Origin of the sequence: Acinetobacter sp. 479375 (assembly GCF_000581715.1) — a bacterium.
GTDB lineage: Bacteria > Pseudomonadota > Gammaproteobacteria > Pseudomonadales > Moraxellaceae > Acinetobacter > Acinetobacter ursingii.
The window spans coordinates 1-2,269 of record NZ_JEZN01000058.1 but is presented as its reverse complement, the minus strand read 5'-3'; the positions used below and the strand labels follow the sequence as shown (position 1 = coordinate 2,269).

Annotated in this window: 4 protein-coding genes; 2 read left to right on the top strand and 2 right to left on the bottom strand. The window is 38.7% G+C overall.

Annotation, left to right across the window (positions count from 1 at the left end):
* Together J500_RS16640 and J500_RS16635 are read left to right on the top strand one after the other, a co-directional pair.
* A partial coding sequence (locus J500_RS16640; RefSeq protein ID WP_034700712.1) for an FAD-dependent oxidoreductase occupies positions 1 to 711 on the top strand: 711 nt, incomplete at its 5' end.
* A 182-nt stretch (positions 712 to 893) separates the two neighbouring features.
* A complete protein-coding gene (locus J500_RS16635) occupies positions 894 to 1,238 on the top strand; it encodes a hypothetical protein (RefSeq protein ID WP_034700710.1) in 345 nt (114 codons plus the stop codon).
* Between the two features lie 40 nt (positions 1,239 to 1,278).
* Here J500_RS16635 and J500_RS17635 read toward each other — a convergent pair whose 3' ends face one another.
* Together J500_RS17635 and J500_RS16630 are read right to left on the bottom strand one after the other, a co-directional pair.
* Positions 1,279 to 1,455 carry a GNAT family N-acetyltransferase gene (locus J500_RS17635; protein WP_228128172.1) on the bottom strand — a complete coding sequence of 59 codons (177 nt, stop codon included), beginning with the start codon at positions 1,453 to 1,455 and terminating at the stop codon, positions 1,279 to 1,281.
* A 70-nt stretch (positions 1,456 to 1,525) separates the two neighbouring features.
* Positions 1,526 to 2,269, bottom strand: a 744-nt coding sequence (locus J500_RS16630) for an IS5 family transposase (protein WP_052024148.1), incomplete at its 5' end; no start/stop codon positions are given.

Sequence of the window (2,269 nt, the reverse complement as noted above, 5' to 3'; positions counted from 1 at the left end):
ATGAATCTGCAACGTGTCAGTAAAATTGTCGGTGCCGATCAAACTGCTTCGGGTCTGGTTGAAGTTGAATTGGAAAATGGTGCCAAAGTTGAATCGAAAACCGTGATTTTATCGACAGGTGCGCGTTGGAGAAAAATGGGCGTTCCGGGTGAACAGGAATATGCGACTCGTGGTGTAGCGTATTGTCCACACTGTGATGGTCCATTGTTTAAAGGCAAAAAAGTTGCGGTGATTGGTGGTGGTAACTCGGGTGTTGAAGCGGCAATTGATTTGGCAGGTATTGTGGAGCATGTGACTTTGGTTGAGTTTGATACCAAACTTCGTGCCGACCAAGTGTTACAGGACAAACTAAACAGTTTGCCGAATGCGACCGTCATCACCCATGCACTTTCAACTGAAGTGGTCGGTGATGGTGCTCAGGTGACCGCTTTGAAATACAAAGACCGTGCTACAGAGACAGAACACAGCATTGAACTATCAGGAATTTTTGTACAGATTGGTTTATTGCCAAACACAGATTTCTTGAAAGGTTCAGTGGAGTTAAGTCCACGTGGTGAGATTATCATCAACGAGCGTAATGAAACCAATGTAGCGGGCGTGTTTGCCGCAGGTGACTGTACCACTGTGCCGTATAAGCAAATCATTATTGCGACAGGTGAAGGTGCTAAAGCTTCTTTGTCAGCGTTTGATTATATTATTCGGAATAGTTAAAACACCTTTTAAAAATCTGTTCTGATTTTTTAGGCTTATCCCGCTTCAAGTGATAAGCCTTTTTTTTTATTGCATTTTTTAACATTTTACTTACAAATAAAAATCGTTATCTTAAATATATTATGAGTAAAATTTAACGATCCAAATTGTTCTGGATGCCACAATTAAAAAGGAAATACACAATGAATAAGTTAGCGATGATTATCGGTCTTGCTGCGACCGTTGCCCTTGTCGGCTGTAAGAAACAGGAAGCGCCAGAAACTGGAGCAACTACAGGTGAACATATTGAAAATGCTGCAACACAAGCAAGTCATGATGTTGAACATGCAACCTCAGATGCTGCTGCAAAAATTGACGCTGCAACAGATAATGCAGTTGCGAAAATAGACGCGGCAGCTGACCATGCAGCAGCGACCACCGAAAATGCTGCGGATAAAGCTGAAGCTGCAACACGTGAAGCTGCTCACGATGCGGCGGCTTCTGTTGAAAATACAGCGAAAAATGTGAAAGAAAGCACTCACAATTAATTGATGCACAAAAAAATCCCGCTCATTAAAAGCGGGATTTTTATTGGGGAGATAATATTTTATATAGAACATGCATTTGTAAAGGACTTTTCTCTGCCCAAAATCCCCAACCCTGTTGTTCAATCAACTTAAAAATTCTGAATGCAAGTGCGTCACTTTCAGTACGAGTTAAAGGATGAGGAAAATATTTCATCACCTCTGGATCTGAATTAAGCACAAAAAAGGCTCAAGATCAGTTTCAATTTTTTGAGTAAACAAATCATAACTCATTAGGGTCTGTTGACGTTTCATAATGGCAACCAAATGTATATGCAAGCTAAAGCAACCGCATTTTCATAATTACGTTTTAGCTTGTCATATCGAGTTGCTATTCCTCTAAATTGCTTCAATCTTGCAAAAGTATTTTCCACTAAATGCCTAATTTTATATAAATTCCAATCCATATGATTATTGTTGGACTGAGTATTTGACTTCCGTGGAATACTAGCTTCGGTATCTGTTGCTCTGATTTGCTCTCGTAATGGTTCAGAATCATAACCCTTATCTGCACATAAGACCTCAGTTTTTTCCAAATCTAATTTTTCAACTAGCTCAGGTGCAACCTTAACATCATGTGTTGTTCCATTCGTGATCATAATTTCAATTGGATTACCATAAGAATCAACGGCCAAGTGTATTTTTGAACTATTCCCACCAATGCTTTTTGATATAGCTTGATCTTTTAACCCAGCAGAGTGTTGATGCGCCCTAATATGAGAACCATCAATAAAAATCCACTCTTTATCTGTATGTTTACTGATTAATTTAAATATTTTCAGCAGCTTATTATGTTTAGACCAACGACTATATTTTTTAAATATTGAATTTGGATTACCAAAATCCGGTGGTAAATCTCGCCATGGGCAACCTGTTCTAATTCGATAAAGAATAGCTTCAATAAAATTTCGAAGATTTCGTTTGAGATAAATATCAAAATTACGCAGAATAGTTTCTAACTTTGACCAGTGTTGATCATTCAGCATTGTACGAGG

Bases quoted from the DNA above. Each gene is read 5' to 3' on its own strand.
- J500_RS16635 (WP_034700710.1), top strand. From the start codon at position 894: ATGAATAAGTTAGCGATGATTATCGGTCTTGCTGCGACCGTTGCCCTT.